This is a genomic window from Campylobacter concisus (assembly GCF_002913945.1).
In the GTDB taxonomy this organism is placed as follows: Bacteria; Campylobacterota; Campylobacteria; order Campylobacterales; family Campylobacteraceae; genus Campylobacter_A; species Campylobacter_A concisus_P.
On sequence record NZ_POZK01000023.1, the window covers coordinates 13100 to 37870 of the forward strand.

Below are 24771 nucleotides of genomic sequence, written 5' to 3' on the forward strand. Positions count from 1 at the left end.
CAGCCCTCGTGGCAAGCTGTGCTTTAGCCAACCATCACAAAATTTTCTTGATTTTTAAAGTATGGCTTTAGGCTCTCATAAGCAGATTGAATATTTTTAAATTTCTTTGCGTATTCTTCTTGTATGAGAGGATTTTTGTTGGCGTGCCTGTCTGGGTGATAGATATTTACGAGCGAAAGGTAGCTCTGCCTGATAGTTTCAAAGTCATCATCTTTTTTACAACCCAAAATCCCAAAATTTTCCTCAAGTAAATTTGCAAGCACAGAAAATCTGCTTACAAATTTAGATGAGCTTTTTATTTTTATGCCTTGTTTAAAGGCTTTGTAGTCTTTTTCATCATAGATAAAATTTACGCTAAATTTTGGATAGCTTCTTTTGTAAAGCAGTTTGTTTAATGTGTTTATGTCGTTGTCATTTGAGATGGTGATGTTTAAAAAATCATCATTTTTGCTAAAAGCAACATTGCTTTTTACTAGACTCTCACTGATGTAGCTAGCAAAATCTCTGCAAAGTGCATCTTTTAGTTCAAATTTGGCTTCATTTTTTACAAAATTTACATTTAGGCTAATGACTGGAGTTAGGGTATTTTTTTGAACAAAGCCAAGTTTTATGGTTTTATAGTTTGCAAAACGAATATCGAGTTTATCATCACTTTGCTTTTCATAAAGTTTTTTTATAAATTTTAAAAAGCACTTGCGTTGTGGGATCTCGCTCTCTTCGTAAAACGAAATAACCTTATTTTTATTAGATAAAATTTTTGTAAAATTTCTGCTTATCATATCTCTAAGCTCACGAAACAAAGTGTCATTATCAGTTAAAATACTTAGAGATTCTAATGTTTGCGTAACTTTCATTGCCTACTCCACATAAAATATTACATGTTTTAGCAATAAGCATTCCAAATTTATATTTTTCTTATATCTTGGCCTTTAATGTACTCTGCAAATTCATTTTTTAGTTTATTCTCTTTATACAAGATCGCCTCTTCTTTTGTATGAGAAACGGCTTCTTTTTGAGTTTTTTTGATCTCACCTTGCTCTTTAGTAAGTTCTTTTTTTATCTCTTTTAAACTATCGAAAAAATCATTCATTTTTACTCCTTTTGTTTTATTGGATTTTACTAAAACAGTTATAAAATTAAAATGAATACAATTTTTCTTTAAGGAAAGTTTGGCTAATATCTCGACTTAACTTTCTTGTGCGCTCGTAGCTCAGCTGGATAGAGCATTTGATTGCGGTTCAAAAGGTCAGAGATTCGAATTCTCTCGGGCGCACCATCTTTTTAATTCTTAATGACAAACTTCATAATTTTTATAGTAAAATAAGCATAAAAATTAAAAGAGAAAAAATGGATTTTCAAAATATTCAAAAACAAATTTTAGTACTAAAAGAAAGTTTGACAGCATTAGAACAAAATAGCGAGCACGAGATCGGCTTGGCAGTTGGGGTTGTAGAGTTTAATAAAAACGCTGATGAACTTAAAAAAAAGCTTACAAATTTAAAAGGTGAAAGCGATTTTTTTAAAAGTGTCTTCAATACAGAGGACTATTATGAAAACATTAGTACTTATTTGGAGCAGATAAAGAGAAGCTTAAATTATAAAATTGAGAAAAACGGTGTGAGCTTTAAGGCAAATGAAAATTTACAAGAAAGCTATGTCGCCATTTTAAATATAATAGAAATTTTAGTAGCAGAGTATCAAATACAAAACAAAAATAAAGCGAAAAATCTCTTTTCTAGGACAACAGATACTACTCAAATAAAATCACTACTTGCAGAGCTAAATACTCTACAAGAGCGTATACATAATGTTTTACATATTCATTCTAGGATAGTTTCAAATGTTATTTTGCAAAATTTTAAGATAATTTATACGTTCTTTTATAATTGTATTAAGGCTGCGAAGCAACGCAAAGATGAACTTTTACTTGTGGAGATCGCGGGTATAACTGATAAGATAATAACTATGATAAAACCGGTCTTTAGTGCAAAAATTTTAAATACAAATGAGCTTATTTATCACTACTTGATCTTTGAGCTAAAAGAACTAAAAGCTTGTGCGATAGGTGAGGAGCTAGTTTAAAATTTTATCAATTATCTCTTTTGCTCCATTTGGCAAAAGAATCTCTTTTAGAGCTTTGCTGCTTTTATTTAGATCAAAATTTTCTATCATTCTTATAACTTCATCTTTGTCTAAATTTTCTCCATTTTGCAAGCAAATTTCAGCAATGCCTTTATCTTTTAAAAATTTAGCGTTATAAAACTGATGATTACCAGCGGCATAAGGAAATGGCACAAAGATAGATGGCAAAGCATTTGCGCAAAGCTCCCAAAGCGAGCTAGCTCCTGCTCTTGATATGGCAAGGTCAGCCTTGCTCATCTTATTTTCTATCTCTTTACTAAATTCAAAAATTTCTAAATTCGTTTCATTAAAGCCAAGTTCATCATATCTTTTTTTAAGTTCATCAAAGCCGTTTTTACCACATTGATGAATTATATTTATGCCTTTTTCTTTAAGATATGGAGCTAAATTTATAGCTAGTTTATTTATCGCTTTTGCGCCTTGCGAGCCGCCCAAAAACAAAATAGTTTTTAGCTCCTCTCTCACTCTTGCACTATCGAAAAATTTCTTTGCTACGGGATAAGGGTAGGGCGAAACTTCATCATAAGAGCTAAAAAAGCCTTTCGCGTAGGGCTTTAAAATTTTATTTAATTTGCCCATTACGGCATTTTGTTCGTGGATAAAAAGTGGTGTTTTTGAGATGATGGCTGCGATAGCTGCTGGTGCTGCTGAGTAGCCGCCCACGCTAATAACTGCTTTAACGCCGTTTTCTTTAAAAATTTTCTTACATTTTAGAGCTAGGCTTATGATGTTTACTAGAGATTTTAGCTTTGCTAAACCTCTTTTATTTACCACGCCACTACTTGGTAGAAAAAATTTTTGTGAAAATTTATCATCATTTTCAAACCAAAATTTATCTTGACCGCTAGTTGAGCCGATAAATATAGGCTTTATGCCTCGTTCGTTTAGCTCCTCACAAAAGCTTCTCGCGATAGCTAAATGCCCACCAGTGCCTCCACCGCAAATAACAATCATAATTTTGCCCTTTTACTAACCATCAAAACCATGCCGATACCGATACAAATCGCAAGCACAGAGCTACCACCGTAACTAAGAAATGGCACAGCAATACCCTTAATAGGCGTGATCGATGTGATGCCATAGCTATTCATTAAAAATGAAAACGATAAAATAAGCCCGACACCAAGTGTAAATAGATGATAGACCTTATTTTCGCTTCTAGCTGAAATTCTAAAAATTCTATAAAGTAGCGTTATAAATATAGCTACGATACACAAAATACCAAATACACCGACCTCTTCAGCGATACCAGCTAATACAAAGTCAGTATGAACCTCGCTTAAAAAGCCGAGCTTAAAGATACCAGCGCCAAGCCCTTCGCCGAAAAATTCGCCATGCTTTATAGCGTTTAACGAGTGAGAAATTTGATATGGCTCTGGCGCATCAGCCACTCTTAATACATCTGCAACGCTATCAGGCAAGAAAGAAAGCACCATATTTTGTATCGTGCCCCACCACGACTTTATACGTAAAATTCTATGCTCAGAGCTGATTATCGCTACTGTCATAACAAAAGCAGCTCCTAAGATACCGATGCTAAAAAGTCTCGCACTTGCTCCTGCAAAAAGTGCCATCGTCACAAATGTAAGCGCCAACACGACCACTTGACCAAGGTCATTTTGCATAACAGCGATAAGAAAGATGGCAACACCAAAAAGAATAATATAAGGCATAAGTATCTTAATCTCATCTAGCAGGGTCCTTTTGCCTTCACTAAATTTTCTAGTAAAACTCCAAGCCAAGAAGTAGACAAAACCGATTTTAAAAAACTCTACTGGAGCTAGCGAAAAGCCAGGTAACCTGATCCAACGCCTGGCACCACCAGCATCAGTTACCATTGAAGCTGGCAATGCATGCATTAGCCCCATGGCGATACCGCAAGATATAAGAAGGCCAAACCCTATCCAAACAAGCGTCTTTTCAGGATTGAGCCTAGAGAGCCACCACATAATGAAAATTCCGATACAACCAACAATAAACTGGCGGATGAAAAAGTGAAACTCGTCGTAATTAAAAAATAAAACCGTAAAAACTGGCAAAGATAGTGAAAAAATAATGCTTATAGCGATCAAAGTCGAACAAAGATAGAAAATGATCTTATCAACTGCCAAAATTTAACTCCAAGTTTAAAAAGTGCCAAAGTATAATAAAAAACGGCTTACAAAGATATTATTTGCTATAATTGCAGGCTTTAAGGATGGGCATGAAGATAGGTATATTTGACTCAGGACTTGGTGGGCTAAGCGTCTTAAACGAAGCTTTATGCAAGCTTAGAGAACATGAATTTTTATATTACGCAGACGTGAAAAATGTCCCATACGGACAAAAGAGCAGGGATGAGATCTTAAAATTTAGCTTTGATGCGGTGAAATTTCTCATAGAAAATGGCGCAAACGCCGTTGTAGTAGCTTGTAACACAGCAACTAGTGTAGCGATAAAAGAGCTTAGAGCAAATTTAAGCGTGCCGATCATCGGCATGGAGCCGGCCGTAAAAAAAGCTCATGACTTAAGCTGTGATGACATCCTAAAAACGCTTGTCATAGCCACTCCAGTCACCGTAAATGGTGCAAAACTAAAAGAGCTAATCGCAAATTTACACGCAAAAGATAAGACTGAGCTGCTCGCTCTACCACGCCTTGTAAATTTTGCTGAAAATGGGGAATTTGACACCGAGAATGTGAAATCATATCTAAAAGAAGAGTTAGCTAAATTTGATCTAAATAAATTTGGTTTTTTAGTGCTTGGATGCACACACTTTAACTATTTTAAAGATAGCCTAAGAGAAATTTTGCCACCAAATATAAGCATAATTGATGGCAATGAAGGGACAATAAATCGCCTTATAAGTGAGCTTGGACTAAAAATTTCTACTTTAGATCAAGCCCCAAAAGTTAGATTTTTCTATTCTGGCAATGAAGTATTCAGTAAATTTGAGCTAGATAAAATTTCAAGAAATTTAACTCATCTAGAAAAGATGAGGGCGATTTGCTAGGCTAAATCTAACTAAATACCACAAATAAAAATTTTAGAAAATACACTAAATTTTACATATTTTTATATGTATTTAGCCTTTTCTTTGCTTTATTATATAGACCACGCTTATTACTACAACTACAGCCAAAAGAGCGATCGTGATTATTAAAAGTGTTTGTTTGCTAGGATTTGAACCTAGAAAATAGCCAACTCCAAGCAAAACAGCACACCAAATCCCAGCGCCAAGTGTGGTAAATAGACAAAATCTAAATATATTCATCTTAGCAAGTCCAGCTGGTAGGCTGATGTATTGGCGAATGCCAGGAATCAGACGTGAGTTAAATGTAGAAATTTCGCCGTGTTTATTGAAAAATGCTTCAAATTTATCCATTTTTTCGTGAGTGATTCCCACAAATTTGCCGTATTTTAAAACGATCTCGCAACCAAAAAAGTAGCAAAGATAATAGTTAAAAATAGCACCAAGTAAGCTACCAAGCGTGCCTGCAAGAAAGGCCAAAATTAAACTCATTTCACCTTTATGCGCCAAATAGCCAGCCGGTATCATCGCGACCTCGCTTGGAAATGGAAAAAACGAGCTTTCTAAAAACATCATCACAAATATGCCAGCATAACCCCAGCTACTTACACTCGCAACTATAAAATCAATAACATCATGTAGCATTTAAATTCCTGAAAAATTTTAAAGTGAGCCATTTTAGCAAAGCATAGCTTAAGCTTTTTGACAAAAATAAAGAGAGTTTATAGCTTATTAAAACAAGATGAAAGTAGAAGTAAAATAGGGCGAAAGCTCGCCCCATTTTTAAAATGCAGGTATGACTTCGCCTTTATAGCGAGTGATGATGAAATTTTTAGTATCAGGGCTAAGTACCGCATCAATCAAAGCTTTGATCTTAGGGTTATTTTCGTTGCCGGCCTTTGTAACGATGATGTTAGCGTAAGGACTATTGGCGTCTTCAAGTAAAAGCGCGTCTTTTGCCACGCTCATGCCAAGATCAAGGACGAAATTTGTACTAATGGCAGCGATATCGACATCATCAAGCGTTCTTGGTATCTGAGCACCCTCAAGCTCTACAAACTGTAAATTTTTAGAATTTTTAGTTATGTCATTTATAGTTGCAACTTTTACGTTTTTATCGATCTCGATAAGGCCAGCCTTTTCTAAAATTCTAAGCGCTCTGTTGCCATTTGATGGATCATAAGCGATCGCAACTTTTGCACCATCTTTTAACTCTTTTATGTTTTTTATCTTTTTAGAGTAAAAGCCAAGTGGCTCTACGTGCACGTTTGCAACGCTTACAAGATGCAAGCCTCTAGCCTTGTTTTGCTCCTCAAGATATGGTAAATGCTGAAAGAAATTTGCATCCAAACTGCCATCTTCTGTGGCGACATTTGGGATAGAGTAGTCTGAAATTTCAGAGATAACAAGGTCGTAGCCTTTATCTTTTAGTTTTGGCTTTACAAATTCTAAAATTTCAGCGTGTGGTACTGGTGAAACGCCAACTACGATAGTGTGGTCCTTGTCGGCTGCGTGAAGGCTTAGAGCAACTAAAGATGCGGTTAAAAGTTTGATAAATTTCATTGTTTTTCCTTTTTTGTTTGGTTTAAGCGACGCTAAAAAGGTAAAAGCTTTTACGTCGCTTATTTAAAATTTTAATTAAAATGCTGGAAGAATCGCGCCGTTGTATTTGATCTCGATAAATTTTTTAACTTCTGATGAGTTTATTGCTTTATCAAGAGCCTTTATTTTAGGGCTATTTTCGTTGCCAGACTTAACTACAACGTAGTTTACATATGGGCTATTTTTGCTTTCAAGCACAAGCGCGTCTCTTACCGGATTGAGATTAGCATTTAGAGCATAGTTTGTGTTAATAACCGCGATAGTAACGTCATCAAGTGTTCTTGGTACTTGAGCAGTCTCTATCTCTTCAAATTTAAGCTTTTTAGGGTTATCAACTATATCAAGTGGAGTTTTTAGTGGGTTGTCATTTAGCTTGATAAGGCCAGCACTAGCTATGATGTCAAGTGCGCGGCTCTCGTTTGTTGGATCATTTGGGATAGAAACGATCGCGCCATCTTTTAGCTCTTTGATATCTTTGATCTTTTTAGAGTAAACTCCCATTGGCTCGAGGTGTACGCCAACTGTTTTTACAAGGTGAGTGCCTTTGTTTTTGTTAAATTCTTCAAGATATGGGATGTGTTGAAAGAAGTTTGCGTCAAGGTCGCCGTCCTCTGTCGCAAGGTTTGGCGTGGTGTAGTCGTTAAATTCTTTGATCTCAAGCGTATAGCCATCTTTTGCCAAAATAGGCTTTACAACCTCTAAAATTTCAGCGTGTGGGATAGGTGTAGCACCAACGATTATTGTTTTTGATTTATCAGCTGCATTTGCACTTACACTAAGACCAAGAGCAACTAAAGAAGTAAGAAGTAGTTTTTTCATTTATTATCCTTTTTTAAAATTTGCCAAGCACCAAAAAGGATAAATTTAAGCTAGAGGGTTAAATTTCTTTTTAAGCGCTTAAGCTAGTTCTAAGCACTTAAAAAGAAATTTTGTGCTTAGAGATTAGTCTTTCGACAACGCGTTTTTTAGTAAGCGGCACATGTGGCACATATCTGATTTCATCTTTTATCCTTTCAGCTAAAATTAATTTGGCAATTTTAAGAAAAAAAACTTAAAATCAGATAAAAACAAAGACCTATTTTTTAGAAATTTTATATAAATAGTTACCTAAAACTTGAAAAATTTGAACCATAATGATAAGAATAACCACGGTGTAGAGCATGATATCTGGGCGAAATCTCTGATATCCGTAGTTTATAGCGACTGAGCCAAGCCCGCCACCACCAACTGCACCAGCCATCGCTGAAAAGCCGATGTTTACGATAAGCGTTAGCGTAAATGCTGAGATGATGCCAGGAAGTGCCTCGACAAACATAACGCGAAAGATGATCTGAAATTTCGAGCTACCAAAGCTTTGAGCAGCTTCGATGATGCCTTTGTCAACCTCTTTTAGTGCATTTTCAATGAGCCTTGCTACAAACGGAGCCGCTCCGATAGTTAGTGGAACGATCGCAGCTGTGGTGCCAATACTTGTACCTACGATCATTTTTGTGACTGGAAAGAGCACGATGATTAAAATGATAAACGGAAAGCTTCTAAGCACGTTTATAACGATATCAAGGGCAAAATAAAGCTGTTTGTTTGGCTTTAGGCCATTTTTATCTGAAAGTATGAGCAAAACCGCTGGTATAAGGCCTATGGTAAAGGCGAGCAGGGTAGAGACGATGCTCATATATAGCGTTTCGCCGATAGCTGGCAAAAGTATCCTAGAAAATACATCAGGAAATTTAGAAAAATCAATACCAAACATCAAGCCACCTCCCACAAAACGCCACTTTGCTTGATGTAGGCAAGCACGTTTTCTTTATCTTTTTCATCTATGTTTATGACAAGCGAGCCAAGGACATTGTCGTTTAGCTTTTCAAGCTTGCCCCAGACTATGTTAAAGTCGATATTTAGGCTTCTTGCCATGTGTGTGATCACGCTATTTTGAGCCACTTCTTTTGGGAAAAATAGCCTGATATTTGTGCCAGTGCTTGGCAGAATTTCTACTTCACCTAAAAATTCTTTCATCTTCTCATCTGGCTTTAAAAATAGCTCCTCTATGCTTCCAGAGCCTATTATCTTGCCACCTTCTAGCAGTATCGCGCGTTTTGCGATGGACTTTACCACCTCCATCTCATGCGTGACGATGACGACACTGATGTCTAGCTCTTTGTTTATCTTTTCAAGCAATTCTAAAATTTGATTTGTCGTGTTTGGATCAAGAGCCGAAGTCGCCTCGTCGCTTAGTAGAATTTTAGGATTTAAAGCAAGTGCTCTAGCGATGGCGACACGCTGTTTTTGACCGCCGCTTAGCTCGCTTGGATAGCTTTTTGCCTTGCTTTCAAGACCGACTAAATTTAAAAGTTCTCTCACTCTTTTTTCAGTTTCATCGCTTTTATATCCCCAAAATTTAAGCGGAGTAGCGACGTTTTCAAAGACATTTTTCCTAGCCATCAGGGCAAAATGCTGAAATATCATTCCGACATCTCGCCTTAAATGTCTCTGCTGCATCTCATTTAAATTTTTTATCTCTTGATCAAAGACTTTTAAGCTGCCACCTTGATAGCTCTCTAGGCCGTTTATGCACCTTAAAAGCGTTGATTTACCAGCACCACTATGTCCTACGATAGCAAAAATTTCACCCTTTTTAACCTCTAAATTTATATCAAAAAGGATCTGCGTATCACCATAAAATTTACTTAAATTTTCTATCTTTACCACTATTTTTCTCCAAGAGCTTCTAATTCTTCACATACTTTTTTAAATTTAGCCTCAGCGCCCTCTAGTGCCTCTTTGTTTGTCTCTATGACCTCTTTTGGTGCGTTTGCCACGAAATTTTGGTTATTTAGCATGCCTGAGAGTTTGGCTATCTCTTTTTCAAGCTTTGTCTTTTGAGACCTTAGCCTTGTGATGATACCGCTCATATCAAGCCCTTCAAGCGGAACAAATGACTCTAAATTTTCGCTCACGTCTCTTATTGAATTTTCGATTTTCTCATCTACAAAGCCAATCTCCTCGCATTTTGCAAGCAACTTGATGTACTCTTTAACCTCGTCAAGGTCGATTTTTTCATTAAATTTAACAAAGGCTTTTGCTATCTTTGAGTTGCCAAGATCGATGGTAGCTTTTGCACGACGAATCGCCACGATCGCTTCGATAACTAGCTCAAATTTCTTCTCAACATCTAAATTTCGCTCTTTTATCTCTGGATAGCTCATCACCATTATTGATTTTGCGTTTTCAAGCTGTGTGCCGCTAAGCTCTTGAAATAGATACTCTGAGAGAAATGGCATGAAAGGATTTAGCAGTTTCATCGCCTCTTTAAATATACTTCCAAGCTCTTTTACACTCGCTTTGTCAGCCTTGCTAAGCTCGATACCCCAGTCGCAAAACTCATCCCAAAGGAATTTATAAAGTGTGTTTGCAGCGTCATTAAAGCGGTAGGCGTCGATGTTTTCGCGCACCTCTCTCACGCACTCGTTAAAGCGGCTATTCATATAAATGCCGAGCTTTGTTTGAAGTTTGATATCCTCTAAATTTGCAAATTTGCTCTCATTTAGCATGAGGTATTTGCTCGCGTTATAAAGCTTGTTGGTGAAATTTCTTACCTGCTTCATCTTAGCGTCACTTAGCTTGATGTCGCGTCCTTGAACGGCTAGAAGCGTTAGCGTAAAGCGTAAGATATCGGCGCTATACTCATTTATGCTATCAAGCGGGTCGATGACGTTGCCAAGGCTTTTGCTCATCTTTCTGCCAAACTCATCTTTTACAAGCGCATGCAGGTAAATGTCGTCAAACGGCAGCTTGCCAAGGGCATTTTCACCCTGAAACATCATCCTAGCAACCCAGAAAAATAAAATATCAAAGCCAGTTATGAGAAGGTTGTTTGGATAAAATTCAGCCAAGTCGCCTTCAAACCATTTTTCATTTTTTAGCTCATTTCCATTGCCCCAGCCAAGCGTGCTAAATGGCCAAAGACCAGAGCTAAACCACGTATCTAGCACGTCTGGGTCTTGGTGGATGTTTTTACTTTTACACTTTTTGCACTCGCACGGCTCGCCCTCGTCAGCCCACATGTGACCGCAATCATCGCAGTAAAATACTGGAATTTGATGTCCCCACCAAAGCTGGCGTGAGATACACCAGTCTCTTAGCTCTCTCATCCACGCGTTAAAGCTGTTTATCCAGTGCGGCGGGTAAAATTTAGCAAGGCCCTCTGAGACCTTTTGTATCGCCTCGTCTGCGATCTCTTTTTTGACAAACCACTGCTTTGAGATGTATGGCTCGACGACGTTTTTGCAGCGGTAGCAGTAACCTACTTGATTTTCGTAGTCTTCTATCTTTTCAATATTGCCAAGTTTTTCAAGCTCGGCTACTACGATATCTCTAGCCTCAAGCCTCTCAAGTCCTGCAAATTTATCGCACTTGTCGTTTAAGATGCCCTTTTCGTCAAAGACGGTGATAAACTCAAGGTTGTGTTTTTTGCCGACCTCGTAGTCGTTTTGATCGTGCGCAGGTGTGACCTTAACAAGGCCTGTTCCAAACTCCATATCAACGTGCTCGTCTGCGATGATCTCGATCTCTCTATTTATGATAGGTAGCACAACTTTTTTGCCGATTAAATTTTTATAGCGCTCGTCGTTTGGATTTACCATTACGGCAGTGTCACCAAAATAGGTCTCTGGACGAGTTGTTGCAACAACAACAAATTCGCTTGGCTTGTCTGCGAAGTAGTATCTCAAATGATAAAGCTTGCCTTTGTTCTCCTTATGCTCGACCTCGATGTCAGAGAGTGCGCCGTCATGCGTACACCAGTTTATCATGTAGTTTTTCTGGACTATTAGCCCTTTGTCGTATAAATTTACAAAGGCTTTTTTCACAGCTTTTCTTAAGCCCTCATCCATAGTAAATCTCTGGCGTGACCAAGCCGGAGTGATACCAAGTTTTCGCATCTGATGGACTATCATGCCGCCACTTTTTTCTTTCCACTCCCACACTTTTTCTACAAATTTCTCACGTCCAAGCTCTTCTTTTTTGATGCCTTGTGCTAGGAGCTGCTTTTCAACGACGTTTTGAGTAGCGATACCAGCGTGATCAAGCCCTGGCTGCCAAAGTGTCTTGTAGCCGTCCATCCTCTTATAGCGAGTCATGATATCTTGAAGTGTGAAGGTTAGGGCGTGTCCGATGTGAAGCGAGCCAGTCACGTTTGGAGGTGGCATCATAATGCAAAATTTACGTCCATCTTTTTGGATATCTTTGTTTGCGTCTATCTCGAAGTATCCGCGTTCTTCCCAAATTTTATAAAATTTATCTTCTATCTCTTTTGCATTGTAAAATTCTGCCACTTTTGTATCCTCTTTCGTTTAAAAAATGCTTAATGTTATCTAAAATTTGTTTAAAAAAATCTTTGCAAAAGTGGGGAAATATGGGCTTGGGGCGGTTAAACGCCCCAAAGTTTAAATGGCTATTTTACGGTAAAGCTTCTTTGAGCTAAGTCGTAGTCGTTTTGTCTTTCGTTATACATATTTTCAGTTGTGACTGCGCCAAGTGAGCATTTGCCGCCAAGTCTTACGCGATAAGGTGTGTAAAGTACGGCGTCTTTTTCGTCGCCAATTAGTGTGTAAAAGCTTAGTACGCGGTCATCTTTTATGCTTTTATACTCAACTTGCAAGCTATTTTTTAAGCTCTTGCTAAAGTTGCTTAAATTTTCATTTATCGGCTCAAAGCAGCTACTTACTATCTCGTTAATAACGCCATTTTTAACCATTGTTTTTGAGTTTATCACTACTTTTGAGTAGATGACGTCATTTACTTTTAGGCTGTCAAGACCTAGCTCTTTGCCTTTTTCATCGACAAACGTTCTATAAACATCAAGCTCTTTTGGCTCTATTTTATGTTTAATCTCAAGTGGCACATAAGCGTAGCTTAAAATAGTAGCATATAGCTTGTTTTCACCAAGTGGAGTGATGGTAAAATTTCCATCTTTTGCTGTAAATGATACGTTTAAAAGGCCGTCAAATTCTTTGCTTTCGCCATTGTAGCTAAGCTTAAATTTATTATTTTTCTCGCCAACATCTTTGCCAAAGTAGGCATTTAGCGCTCTAAGTGTAAAAGCGCGCTCTTGCGTTGAGCTAAGCTCATTTAAATTTGTGATCAAGAAATTTGCAAGATCATCTGAGTAGTCGTTTTTCTCAAAATATTTTGCGTGCAGATACAAGATAAATGCATTGTCTCTCATCTTTGAGCCAAAGCTAGAATAATCCCTGCTGTAATCAGCTATCTGAGCTTTTTTAATATCTTTTAGCGCCACCTTTGCTTCGTCATTTAAGCCGTTTAGCTTTAGAGCCGCTGCCATTAGATATTTATTAAGTGCAGTCGTATTGTAAGCTTTATGGTCATAAATTTTATTTAGCACTGATTTATCAGCAACATTTGCGCGGGAGCTTACATAGATAGCATATAGGGCTTCAATATCTGTGTTCGTATATTTTAAGAGCGAATTTAATGCTCTTTGCTTTATATTTTTATTTAGCTCATATCCAGCCTCTTCAAGATCAAGCAGCACATCAGTTGCATAGATCGAAGCAAATGCATTTGTACTACCTAGATCGCTCCAGTAGCCAAAGCTACCATCTTGTTTTTGCATCTTAATTAGCTCACTCATACCGCTTGCAATAAATCTCTTTTGATCATTTTTTTCAAGCTCATTTTTTGGCTTTAAATTTAAAAGCGCAAGCAGTCTTGAGCTCCTTTGCTCCGCACATCCGTAAGGGTACTCGACTAAATTTTTAGAAGCTGCTAATAATACGCTTGAGACCGAGCTTGACGCATCTATACTAACATTGTGAAAGCCTTTTGGAAGCGAGATCATACTCTCTTTGTCAAAGACGCTACTTTTTGCATAGGTGCTAATCGTATAAGGATTAACTACATCAAGTAAATTTTGAGCAGTTTTTGAGCTATTTTTGTCGCTTATTGTTATATTATATTCGCCAGCTCCAGCTTCAAGAGCTGAAATTTTAAATGTAAAGGCTTTATTTTCAAGCGGCTTTAAATTCGCATTTTCTTTTGTTTTAATGCTTAAATTTTTACTGCTAGCCACTTTTATGGTTAAATTTTTATCCTCATTTGTTGTGTTTATAAGTCTTAAGTTCGCATTTAGCTCATCGCCTTTTAGCAAATAAACCAACGCACTTGGCTTAATAATCACATCATCTTTTACTAGAATTTCTTTATTTATAGCGTTCATACTATTTTCATTATTTGCCACGACATCTACTCTAACGGCTGAGTTAAAGCCATTTGGCGTTTTAAACTCGTATGAAATTTCACCATTATCGTCAGCTTGAAGGCTTACTAAATTTGCATATGTTTTTACCTTTTTGCTATCGATTGGGCTAGCATGTTTTGCCATTTTTGCCTCCATGGCAAGTGCCGCCATATCGCCACCAAAGCTTAAAGTTTTGCCCTCGACCTTATAGTTTGTGAGCATATTATAAATGTCATAATCAAAAACGCCATCTGGTAAAATTTTGTCAAAAAATTTAAGTGGATTAGCTGGCTTTTGTGACGTTATATCAAGCACGCCAACATCTGTGATAAATAAATTTACATAAGCTTTTGGCTTTGTTTTTAGCGAAATTTTTATATTTTCATCGCTTTTTGCCGTATTTGGTGCGTCAAGACTTAGATCAAGTATCCTTGATGACTTATCAGCTTTAGCATAAACCTTACCGTAAGTCCTAAACGGAGTTAATCCACCATCTGTCATGCGGTAGATATTTGCACTAACGTAAAGTCCACTAAAATCAAAATCAAGTTTAAATTTCACATTTGCTGAGTTATTTTTTATCTTAACGACCTTGTAAGCTTTCACGCCACCATCTTCAAGTGTAACAAGGGCGATGCCTTCTTTTATGGCTGAGCTTATATCAGCACTTAGTTCATCGCCTTTTTTGTAGATATTTTTATTTAGTTTGATTTGAGATTTGCTAAGCTCTTTTGTAGGCGCTAGAGTAGAGTAGTTGTAGCCACTTACGTCCATATCAAGGCTTGTGCTTGCTCCACTTACTAGATTTGTAGCGATGATCACATATGAGCCGCTTTGTGTAAATTTGTAGCTAAACTCGCCATTATCTTTATAAAAATTATCCACATCTTCTAGCGTTTGAAACCACTTTATATAGCCATTTGCATCTCTTTGGTATTGCCAAGTAACGCGTTTTATATCAAATTTTAAATTTGATTTTACGGCCTTTTGACTTGACATATCTACTACAACCGTTCTTATTTTTACATCTTCGTTTGGCTCAGCAAATGTCGTGCTTGCTGCGATACCAACCATATCTTTATAAGGATAGAGCGTAAAGCTTTTTGTATCGCTTACGTTTTTGCCGTCATCATTTACATTGAAATTTATCACGCCTGTTATGATAGAAGAGGCATTTTTGGTGCTGAAGCTAAGATCTATCATTTGACTTGATTTACCATCTTTTGAAAGAGTGAGATCGTTTTCAAAAGATGGATAAGCGCTTGGTTTTAGCGTATTGTTTTTAAATTTATACTCTTTAAACTCACTATTTTTATATTCATCATCAAAAAAGCTCACCTGCATGCTGCCATCAAGCTCGCTAGCAGCGCCACCAAAGAGATAGTTACTAGCTAGATTTGCTCTAACAAGCTCATTTGCGAAAAATTTATCTCTCTCAAGCGTTATCTCATTTTTTATCCTATTTGGCATAAAACTCTCAACAAAAAATGGCACATTTGAGATCACTTTACTTGCGTAAATTACTTGCATATTAAATCTACCGCTTAGATCGCTTAGTATCTCTTTTTCAAAATTTACCATGCCAACGTCATTTGTATTTTTTGAAATTTCAGCACTACTTTTGCCTTGTGGATCGAAAAATTTTATCTTTATAGGCATATTTTTTAAAGGATTAAAATCTCTATCTCTTAGATAGATTGCACCCTTTAAACTCTCATTTGGTCTTATGATATTTGAAGCAAAATGAACGTACGCATTGATACTCTCACTGGCATTTTGGCTCATAAATTTCGCTTCATTTAGCGCTTCGTCTTCTTTTAAAATAAGAAAATTTTGCTCTTTTCCAAGAGAGACAACCACTGAGGAGATATCTTTGTAAATATCTTTTTTGTTAAATTTAAAAACGCCTATATCATTTGTCGCACCAACTGCGATTTCTTCGTTCTTTTTGCCATAAATTTTCACATTTGCGTTTGGAAGCATTGTATTTTCGCCAAGGCGATTTGCAAATACGAAAATTTCATCCTTGCCAAGCTTTGCATTTACGGCGATATCACTTAGATAGACTACTTTTGAGACGCTCTTATCTTTGCCGTAGTTTAAGTTTATCTTATAAACTCCGTCTCCAGCCCCGGCAAAGTCGAGTTTGATTTTATTTAGAGAAATTTCATTTAATGCGCCATCAAGTTTATAGCTTTTGCTTGCCACTTTTGTGCTGAAGTTGCTTAACTCTTCGTTATTGTCATTAAAATTTAAGAAATATCTAAAATTTTGATCGCTTAGCTTTTCAATGCTTACATTTAACTCAGGCAAATTTGCACTTCTGATACCGATCTCACCGACGCTTGAGATATATGGCTCATTATTTATAAAATTTGCAAATGGAGTAAAATTGCCAGCTACTACTTCATAGCTACTTTCTTCTCTTACTACATTTCTATCATCGCCAAAACCGGGCTTAATGGTGATTTCATAACTATTTTGTGGCTTAAAATCGTCACTTGTAATATCAATGTAGTAATAATACTCGCTAAGCTCTGAGTTTTCTTCATAGCTGTCACTATATTTAACGTCACTAATGCTAAAGTTTTTTACACCTTTAATGTTTATAAATTTTTTTAAGTTAATGTCGTCATCAAGCCAATTTTTTAGATAAATTCTAAAGCCTAAGATACCATTATCAAGGCTCACTGGATAAATTCCTGGTATCTCAAGACTCTTTGCATTATCATTTATATTTACGCTTTCTTCGCTTATTTCATCGGCAAAATTTACTATCGTTTCACTTGAAAGCGTTGCGCCAAATTTGCTCTCAAATTTTTCACCAAAATCAAAAACTGGATTGCTTAAATTTTTATCAAGATTAAGCTCAAAGCTATTGTTAGAAAGCTCAATTACTTTAAATTTTGCATCTTTTACGGCAATATTTTTGATAGCTTCAATATTTACTTCATCATTAAATTTAAGTATATATTTGCTATCGCTTATTTTTTCTATCTTTGTTAGCTCAAATTCTTTCGTGGCAAAACTAGCAGTGCTTCCATTTTCAAGCTTGCAGCTATAATCCAAACCAGCATGCATATCTTTTGTAAAAAGTAGCAAGCTTTGACTATTAAATCTAACCGTACCATTTAATGCTGGTTGGCACAAAAGTAGCTTTTTATCACTTAGCATACCAACAAAATTTTTATTGACTTTATCTTCTAGTCCAAACTCTACGCTTAGGGGCGATTTTATCTGCGCAGTGCCATTTAGGCTCAAAGCATATAAATTTGTCATTCCCAAAAGTGCTAGAAGCGCTACTTTTTGCCACATTTTATCTCCTTATTTTTATTATTATTTCACTTTGATTTGAGTTTTGATCAAGGCATTTTATGCTGTGCTCGCCAAGAGTCATATCAAGCTTTTTCTCACTTGCATTCTCTATTTTTGTAAAATTTAAATCATCTATTTTTAGGTAAATTTCATCACCTAAGAACGCGTAGCATTTTACCATAACTTGGGTAATATTTTCATCTGTCACTATCTCTTCTTTGTCATAAGGATAGGCAAAAACTGGCTTTTTATCTTTAAAAATTTCAGCGCAAGGACTTTTTTGTATTTCGTCCTTATTTAAAAGCTCATTTTTAACTAAAAACTCAAGCTCTTCGCCTCTTAAACTCTCACATTTATTTGCGAGCTCAACGCCCTCTATCCTCTCATCGACTGCCATTTTTCGGCACTGCTCATAGCTAAAAACATCAAGACAAGTCGGAAGCTTTACTATACCAGTAGGGGCATCCATAAACTCTAAATTTTGCCTTTGAGCTGTGATCTTAAACATGTCAAAAACCATCTTTGAAACATCATTTAGCCCTGTTAGCTTATCTGTCTTATCGGCGTTAAAATTCCCCACCCAAACAGCAACCGTGTAGTTTGCATCAATACCTATGGCATAAAGGTCGCGCGAATTTGCGCTTGTACCTGTTTTAAAGGCTATTTTTGGCGTGTTTTGTGCGTACTGCCAAGCATTTTTTAGATATGACCTTGAGGCTTCACTCATCATTTTAGCGGTCAAGTAGGCGCTTTGAGGCGAGATGAGAGTTAAGTTTTTGTCTAAATTTTTATAGTTTTTGCCTGCAAACTCAAGTGGCATAAAAACGCCACCATTTGCATATATAGTATATAGATGTGCAAGCTCAAGCAGGCTCATCTCAGCACTGCCAAGAGTTATCGAAGCACCGTAGTATTCCTTGCTTTCATCTACCAAATTTACCTTTTCGAGTAGCTCATAAAGTGAGTTGTCTTTTAGCTTTAAGTTTAAATTTATAACTGGGATATTTAGACTAAAATTTAGGGCGTCTTTGGCGCTCACAAGCCCCAAAAAGTTGTTATTAAAGTTCTTTGGCACATATTCATTTACATAAATTTGTGTATCAATTAGCTGCGAGTTTGGCGTGATGAGCCCGCTATCAAGAGCAAGTGAATAAATAAATGGCTTTAGAGTGCTACCGGTATTTCGTTTCATATTTAGTGCTGAGTTTTTACCGTCACGTGCGTGCTCATCATGCGAGCCTATAAAGGCTACGACGCTCATTTTTTTATTATCTATTACCACGGCTGCAGCGTTGTTTGCGTTTTTAGCCTTTAGTAAAAACATCGCATCTTTTAAAATTTTAAGCATATCTTTTTGTAAATTTAGATCCAAACTAGCCTTTACGATTTGATTTTTAAAAGCAACATTTGCGTAGTCGCCCGCGTTTACGACGGCTCTTATCCTTACATTTTTAAATGGCTCAGCCTGTGCTCTTTTGAAGGCACTAAGATCAATTAAATTTGCCTTATAAAGCATCTTTATGACTCTATTTTTTAGAGCATTTATGTTTGAAACACGATCTAGTCTATTTTTATTTGGATTTTTAGGGATCGTGCTTAAAAGTGCAGCCTGGGCATAGCTAAGCTCATTTAGCTCCTTGCCAAAGTAAAAAAAACTTGCCGCCTTTGCTCCCTCGATATTGCCACCATATGGGGCTAAATTTAGATAAAAATTTAAAATTTCATCCTTGCTAAAGTGAAGCTCGAGCTGAAATGCTCTAAAAATTTCTCTTATCTTGTTTTTATAGCTTCGATCACTTGGCTCAAGCATCCTGGCTACTTGCATCGTGATAGTGCTCGCGCCTATGCGGTTGTCGCTTCTTAGGTTGTGAAAAAATGCTCTAAAAATGGAGGCAAAATTTACGCCAAAATGGTAGTAAAAATACCTATCCTCAAAGAGCACGACGCATTGTTTTAGTGAGTTTGGGAAGCTTTGCTCGTGAAATCTCCAAATTCCGTCGCTGCTAAGCCTCATATTTATAATGTTGCCATTTCTATCAAGTAAAATTTTGGCTTCGTCTTTTTTAAGTGCATCTAAATTTAGTGGATAAATTTGATCTAATATCAAAAAAATAGCAACCAATAGAGCCAAAAATAAGGCAAGGAATTTTAGAAATTTAAACTTTTTCATCCGCGTGATTATAGCTGTTAAAGTTTAAGTAGCTATAATTAGACCTTTTTAAAAAAGAGGAAACAATGCCCTTATCTAGGTTAAACAAAGAACAATACACCGCCGCAACCGCGCCATTTGGACACAATCTCATCATCGCTTCAGCTGGCACTGGCAAGACTAGCACGATTGTCGCACGCATCGCCCATCTTTTAAATTTAGGCGTTGTGCCAGAGAAAATTTTGCTTCTAACATTCACTAACAAAGCAGCTAGCGAGATGATAGAGCGCTTAAATAGATATTTTGATAAACAAATCACCTCCAAAATCACCGCAGGCACCTTCCACTCGGTATCATTTTCGCTTTTAAAAAGCCTTGATAAAGGCGTCACACTAAAGCAGCCAAGCGAGCTAAAGACGCTTTTAAAAAGCCTTGTTGAGAGGCGTAAATTTTACCACTTAAGCGACGTCAAACCTTATGGTGGAGCGTATTTGTACGACCTTTACTCGCTATTTCAAAACAGCGAACAAGGCACTACTTTTGGCAAATGGATAAGCGATAAGAGCGAAGAGCAGGGCGTTTATGCTGAAATTTATGAAGATGTTTTAGAGGAGTTTGAAGCTGAGAAGGCCAAATTTGCCTATGCTGATTTTAACGATCTTCTCATAAAAATGCGCGACGAGCTAAAAAAGGGAGCAAATTTAGCTTATGATGAAATTTTGATCGACGAGTATCAAGACACAAACACGCTTCAAGGCAGCCTCATAGACGCATTTAAGACAAAGAGCCTCTTTTGCGTGGGCGATTTTGACCAGAGTATCTACGCATTTAACGGCGCAAATATCGAGATCATTGGCTCATTTAAAGATCGCTTTCCAAATGCAAATATCTACGCCTTAAATGTAAATTACCGCTCAAGCTCAAGCATACTTGCCCTTGCAAACAAGGTCATAAACAATAACCCAAGGCTTTATGAAAAGCACCTAACAGTGAGCCGTGAGGGAAATTTTAAGCCTCCAAGACTGCTTGCTTATAACGAGCTTTTTGATCAGTATCAAAACATTGCCGACATTATCTCGCTTTCGCCATTTAATAGGGAAAACATTGCTATCATCTTTAGAAATAACTCATCAGCTGATGGCATCGAGGTTGCGCTAAAAGAGCGAGGTATCAGCTCAAAGCGAAAGGGCGGGGTGAGCTTTTTTGAGAGCCGCGAGATCAAGGCACTCATCGACATCATGGGAATTTATGTCAATCCAAAAGATATAATGGCATTTATCCACATCTGCGAATACGCAAAGGGCGTTGGCAGCGCAGTTAGCAAAGAAATTTTTGACGCACTGCTTAAGCTTGGACATGGAAATTTGATAAAAGGGATAGTTGAGCCAGATGAGAGCGTAAATATCTCATCAAACAAAAGGCGAAACTATCAGCTTGGTCTTTTTGATGATCTTGACGAATTTGCCGAGGTTTCAAGGTTTTCTAAGCTTGGCTTTAGCGATAAATTCCTAGGTCATCCAGTGCTAAAGCTACAAAAGCTAAGCGAGAGTGGGGCGCAGTTTTTATATGAAATTTACAACTTTTTAAGAGGCATGAGAAATGTCTCAAAGCCAGCCACGATGATAAACGAGATAAAAACTAGTAAAATTTACTCTCTAATCGTTGAAAATCTCAGCACAAAAAGGGCAACTCTAAAAAATGGCAACGTTGACCTAGCACTCAAAGAAGAGGTCAAAGAGCGCATAATGGCAAAGAGCGTGGTGCTAAGCGAGCTAGCTAAAAAGTATCAAGATATCAGTAAATTTTATAACTTCTTAGCCCTTGGCAGCAACGAGATGAGCGAAGGGCAGGGCGTTAGCTTACTTAGCGTGCATGCGAGCAAGGGGCTTGAGTTTGACCAAGTTTTTATCGTCGATCTCGCGCAAAACCGCTTTCCAAATTTAAAGCTAATGAGCATGGGCGGTAGCCTAGAAGAAGAAAGACGGCTCTTTTACGTAGCCGTAACTAGAGCAAAAGACGAACTCTATCTTAGTTACGCAAAATACGACAAGATAAAGAAGATCAACTACCAACCGAGTAGGTTTTTGATAGAGGCTGGCATGGCAAAAGAGGAAGTTTAAAGAGAATTTTAATCTTATTAAGTAAAATTGACCAATTTTTTACAAAGAGAAGCGATGAAAAAATCTAAAATTTTAATAATCCTGCTTATTTTAGGCGTCGGTGGATATTTTATCTATGATAATTTTTTTAAGATAAAAGATGAAAAGGTGGAATTTATCACCAAAAAGGCAAAAAAAGGTTCATTTAGCAAAAAGGTCGATGCCACTGGAGAAATTTTTGCTACCGAGCTAGTTGATGTTGGTGCTCAGGTGAGCGGCCAGATAAAAAAACTCTATGTTAAGCTTGGAGATCAGGTCAAAAAAGGCGATATGATCGCAAGTATCGATAGCTCGACACAGCAAAATAGCATAGACAATAAAGAAGCTCAACTTGCTATCTATAAAGCTCAGCTTGAAAGTGCAAAAGTGGCTCTAAACATTGCAAAAACGCAGTTTGATAGAGAAAATGCACTTTTTGCCAAAAACGCCACTTCAAAACAAGAATTTGAAAGCGCAAAAAATACTTATAGCGCAAACAGTGCCAAGATAAAGGAGCTCGAGGCTCAGATAAAGCAAACAAATATCGAGCTAAGCACAGCTAAGATAAATTTAGGCTACACAAAGATCACCGCACCAAGAGATGGCGTCGTAGTTAGCGTGCAAGTAGAGGAGGGACAGACTGTAAATGCTAATCAAACTACGCCAACTATCGTAAAGATCGCAGATCTTAGCTATGTTAAGATGAAGATGCAAATAGCCGAGGGCGACATCACAAAGATAAAAGTTGGCACGCCAGTTGAATACTCGATCCTCTCTGAGCCAACGAAAAAATTTCAAACGACGGTTAGCTCAATCGACCCTGGCTTAACGACATTAAGCGATGGTAGCTACGGCTCTAGCAGTAGTAGCAAATCTACAAGTTCAAGCACTTCAAGCAACTCAGCTGTTTATTATTACGCGCAAAGCATAGTTGAAAATAAAGATAAAATTTTAAGAATAGGCATGACCACGCAAAATGAGCTTTTAATAGCAAACGTAAAGGATGCTATCATAGTACCAAGCATCGGCATTAAAAGAGATGAAAACGGCACGTTTGTCTATATTTTAAAAGATGGCAAAGCGATAAAAACAGCGGTCAAAACCGGCATAAAAGACAACCTCGATACGCAGATCATTAGTGGCGTAAATGAGGGTGATGAGATCATCACATCACAAGGCTCAGCAAGCGAAATAGCCAAGATGATCGAAAAAGAAAATAAGAAGTTTTAAGTGATAAGTCTAAAAAATATCACAAAAAGCTTTAAGCTAGGTGAGAATGAAATAGAAATTCTTCATGGTATAAATTTAGAGATAAAAAAGGGCGAATTTATAGCTATCATAGGTCAGTCTGGCTCTGGTAAATCAACTCTTATGAACATCCTTGGCTGCCTTGATAGCCCAAGTGGCGGGCAGTACTTACTAGATGGCAGAGATATATCAAAATTTGATAGCGACGCACTTGCTAAGCTTAGACGAGATAAATTTGGCTTTATCTTTCAAAGATATAACCTTCTTAGCACAATGAATGCTCTTGAAAATGTAGCGCTGCCAAGCATCTACGCAGGGGCAAATAAGAGCGACCGAGAAAAAAGAGGGATGGAGATTTTAGACTCTCTTGGCCTTAGCGAAAAAGCAAAAAATTTACCAAATAAACTCTCAGGCGGACAGCAGCAAAGGGTCTCCATAGCAAGGGCGCTGATGAATGGGGGCGAGATCATCTTGGCAGATGAGCCAACAGGAGCGCTTGATAGCAAAAGTGGTCTTAGAGTGATGGAAATTTTAGTGGATCTTTACAAAAAAGGTCACACCATCATCATCGTCACGCACGATCCAAAGATCGCCGAGTATGCTAGTCGTGTGATCGAGATAAAAGATGGCAACATCGTAAACGATAATGTAAAAAATAGTGAAATTTTTGAGGCCAAAAAGCAAACTCAGCCAGAAAAAAGTAAATTTACCTACTATAAAGATCAGCTAATTGAAAGCTTTAAGATGTCGGTAAGCGCGATGCTAGCTCACAAATTAAGATCGCTCTTAACCATGCTTGGCATTATAATTGGCATCACGGCGGTCATTAGCGTCGTAGCTCTTGGCAAAGGCTCACAGGAGCAAATTTTAGCTGGCATCAGAAAAATCGGCACAAATACGATCGACATAATGCCAGGAAAAGGCTTTGGCGATATGCTCTCAGGTAGGGTAAAAACGCTCTCTATAAGTGACGCAAATATGCTCTCAAAACAGTCATTTCTGGACTCAGTCACTCCAAATACAAGCACTTCAGGCGTACTAACGTATGAAAATATCTCCTTAACAGCGACATTAAAAGGTGGTGGAGTAGGGAGCTTTGACGTAAATGGACTAAAGCTAGAAAAAGGAAGAATTTACGATGACGACGAGGTCTTAAACTCAGATTCTGTCACATTAATAGATCAAAATACCAAAAATAGTATATTTAAAAACGAAGATCCGATCGGCAAGATCATACTTTTTAATAAAAAGCCACTTCGCATTATAGGCGTTTTGCAAAAAGATGAGTTTAAAGTCGGTGATGCTAGCTCACTTAAAATTTATGCTCCATATACGACCGTGATAAACAAGATAACGGGCGATAAATTTATTAGCTCAATAACCGTAAAAGTAAATGAAAGCGTAAATGCTCAAATCGCAGAAAAGAGCCTAACTGATCTTTTAACGATAAAACACGGCAAAAAAGACTTCTTTACAAGAAATTCTGATAGTATCAAGCAGACTATCGAAGAGACGATCTCAACCATGCGCCTTCTAATATCAAGTATCGCCGTAGTTTCACTAGTAGTTGGTGGTATAGGCGTGATGAACATCATGCTAGTCTCAGTCACCGAACGCACCAAAGAGATAGGCATAAAAATGGCGATCGGAGCCAGACAGAGCAACATCTTACAGCAGTTTTTGATAGAGGCAGTGCTACTTTGCTTAATTGGTGGAGCTATCGGCATAGCCTTTTCCTACGCTATAGGCTACATCTTTAACAACTTTTTAGATGGTTTTACCATGATCTTTTCAAACGGCTCGATCGTGCTTGCGCTTGTTACATCGATGGCCATTGGTATCATCTTTGGCTACATGCCCGCCAAAAATGCCTCAAAACTAAATCCAATAGATGCGCTTTCAAGGGAGTAAT

General features: G+C 37.4%; 17 protein-coding genes and 1 tRNA gene. 6 read left to right on the forward strand and 12 right to left on the reverse strand.

Features of this window, described 5'->3' with window-relative positions; translation table 11 throughout:
• Positions 1-23: 23 nt before the first annotated feature.
• Complete coding sequence (locus CYP64_RS05425) at positions 24-854, reverse strand: adenylosuccinate lyase (RefSeq protein WP_103648970.1); 831 nt, start codon at positions 852-854, stop codon at positions 24-26.
• A 50-nt stretch (positions 855-904) separates the two neighbouring features.
• Positions 905-1090: a hypothetical protein gene (locus CYP64_RS05430; RefSeq protein WP_021091395.1), complete on the reverse strand. Its 186-nt coding sequence runs from the start codon at positions 1088-1090 to the stop codon at positions 905-907.
• 109 nt (positions 1091-1199) lie between these two features.
• On the opposite strand from CYP64_RS05430, the gene CYP64_RS05435 reads away from it, so the two are divergent.
• Positions 1200-1276 (forward strand) — tRNA-Arg (locus CYP64_RS05435).
• Positions 1277-1347: 71 nt separating this feature from the next.
• Positions 1348-2082, forward strand: a complete 735-nt coding sequence (locus CYP64_RS05440) for an imidazole glycerol phosphate synthase (RefSeq protein WP_103619260.1) — start codon at positions 1348-1350, stop codon at positions 2080-2082.
• Here CYP64_RS05440 and murG read toward each other — a convergent pair.
• Together murG and CYP64_RS05450 are read right to left on the reverse strand one after the other, a co-directional pair.
• Positions 2074-3096, reverse strand: coding sequence for an undecaprenyldiphospho-muramoylpentapeptide beta-N-acetylglucosaminyltransferase (gene murG, locus CYP64_RS05445; RefSeq protein WP_103648971.1), 1023 nt, complete (start codon positions 3094-3096; stop codon positions 2074-2076). The two genes, CYP64_RS05440 and murG, sit on opposite strands and share 9 nt — an antisense overlap.
• Positions 3093-4253 (reverse strand): FtsW/RodA/SpoVE family cell cycle protein, encoded by a 1161-nt coding sequence (locus CYP64_RS05450; RefSeq protein WP_021091312.1) that lies wholly within the window; start codon positions 4251-4253, stop codon positions 3093-3095. Before CYP64_RS05450 ends, murG begins: the two co-directional genes overlap by 4 nt.
• A 92-nt stretch (positions 4254-4345) precedes the next feature.
• Here CYP64_RS05450 and murI point away from each other — a divergent pair, with 92 nt between their 5' ends.
• Positions 4346-5134 carry a glutamate racemase gene (gene murI, locus CYP64_RS05455; protein ID WP_103648972.1) on the forward strand — a complete coding sequence of 263 codons (789 nt, stop codon included), beginning with the start codon at positions 4346-4348 and terminating at the stop codon, positions 5132-5134.
• A 72-nt stretch (positions 5135-5206) separates the two neighbouring features.
• Here the strand turns inward: murI and CYP64_RS05460 are convergent, their stop codons facing one another.
• The 8 genes from CYP64_RS05460 to pbpC all read right to left on the reverse strand — a co-directional run bounded on the left by CYP64_RS05460 (position 5207) and on the right by pbpC (position 19494).
• A complete protein-coding gene (locus CYP64_RS05460; protein ID WP_103648973.1) occupies positions 5207-5797 on the reverse strand; it encodes a DedA family protein in 591 nt (196 codons plus the stop codon).
• 138 nt (positions 5798-5935) lie between these two features.
• Positions 5936-6715, reverse strand: coding sequence for a MetQ/NlpA family ABC transporter substrate-binding protein (locus CYP64_RS05465; protein ID WP_021091343.1), 780 nt, complete (start codon positions 6713-6715; stop codon positions 5936-5938).
• Between the two features lie 75 nt (positions 6716-6790).
• A complete protein-coding gene (locus tag CYP64_RS05470; RefSeq protein WP_103648974.1) occupies positions 6791-7573 on the reverse strand; it encodes a MetQ/NlpA family ABC transporter substrate-binding protein in 783 nt (260 codons plus the stop codon).
• Between the two features lie 256 nt (positions 7574-7829).
• A complete protein-coding gene (locus tag CYP64_RS05475; RefSeq protein ID WP_103648975.1) occupies positions 7830-8504 on the reverse strand; it encodes a methionine ABC transporter permease in 675 nt (224 codons plus the stop codon).
• Entirely contained in the window at positions 8504-9460 is a 957-nt protein-coding gene (locus tag CYP64_RS05480; protein WP_103648976.1) for a methionine ABC transporter ATP-binding protein, read from the reverse strand. The genes CYP64_RS05475 and CYP64_RS05480 overlap by 1 nt, the downstream gene beginning before the upstream one ends.
• The gene (locus tag CYP64_RS05485; protein WP_103648977.1) at positions 9460-12084 is read right to left on the reverse strand and encodes a valine--tRNA ligase; all 2625 of its coding nucleotides are present in this window, start codon (positions 12082-12084) and stop codon (positions 9460-9462) included. Before CYP64_RS05485 ends, CYP64_RS05480 begins: the two co-directional genes overlap by 1 nt.
• A 119-nt stretch (positions 12085-12203) precedes the next feature.
• Positions 12204-17324: an alpha-2-macroglobulin family protein gene (locus tag CYP64_RS05490; RefSeq protein ID WP_103648978.1), complete on the reverse strand. Its 5121-nt coding sequence runs from the start codon at positions 17322-17324 to the stop codon at positions 12204-12206.
• Position 17325: 1 nt separating this feature from the next.
• Positions 17326-19494 carry a penicillin-binding protein 1C gene (gene pbpC, locus CYP64_RS05495; RefSeq protein ID WP_103648979.1) on the reverse strand — a complete coding sequence of 723 codons (2169 nt, stop codon included), beginning with the start codon at positions 19492-19494 and terminating at the stop codon, positions 17326-17328.
• Positions 19495-19559: 65 nt separating this feature from the next.
• On the opposite strand from pbpC, the gene CYP64_RS05500 reads away from it, so the two are divergent.
• Genes CYP64_RS05500 through CYP64_RS05510 form a run of 3 tightly spaced genes read left to right on the forward strand, consistent with a single transcriptional unit; the run spans position 19560 to position 24770 of the window.
• On the forward strand, positions 19560-21593 hold the full coding sequence (locus CYP64_RS05500) for an ATP-dependent helicase (RefSeq protein WP_103648980.1): 2034 nt from the start codon (positions 19560-19562) through the stop codon (positions 21591-21593).
• A 54-nt stretch (positions 21594-21647) separates the two neighbouring features.
• Positions 21648-22841: an efflux RND transporter periplasmic adaptor subunit gene (locus CYP64_RS05505; protein WP_103648981.1), complete on the forward strand. Its 1194-nt coding sequence runs from the start codon at positions 21648-21650 to the stop codon at positions 22839-22841.
• Entirely contained in the window at positions 22842-24770 is a 1929-nt protein-coding gene (locus CYP64_RS05510) for a MacB family efflux pump subunit (RefSeq protein WP_103648982.1), read from the forward strand.
• The last annotated feature ends 1 nt before the right edge of the window (position 24771 follow it).